The organism is Halomonas sp. SIMBA_159 (assembly GCF_046536035.1).
GTDB lineage: Bacteria > Pseudomonadota > Gammaproteobacteria > Pseudomonadales > Halomonadaceae > Vreelandella > Vreelandella venusta_A.
Genome location: NZ_JAWJBT010000591.1, coordinates 1 through 271 on the forward strand (window position 1 = coordinate 1; position 271 = coordinate 271).

General features: G+C 46.5%; 1 pseudogene. It reads right to left on the reverse strand.

The window, feature by feature from the left end:
* Positions 1-271, reverse strand: a pseudogene (locus R0J87_RS20585) (glutamine-hydrolyzing GMP synthase); the annotation flags it as partial.

Below are 271 nucleotides of genomic sequence, written 5' to 3' on the forward strand. Positions count from 1 at the left end.
GGCGTTTTTCTTCCGGATCAGTTACCCCTTCTAGTTGGGTTAAAAACCGATCGCGCGCGTTAACATATTCAACCGGAATATGGAAGCGATCTTTAAAAATCTCTAGCAATCGTTCGGGTTCCCCTTTGCGCATAAACCCTTGGTCAATAAACATACAAACCAATTGATCCCCAATTGCTTTATGGAGGAGAAAGGCAAGGGTTGAGGAGTCCACTCCACCGGATAACGCCAGTAAAACCCGTTTATCGCCGACTTTTGCCCGAACTTCTCG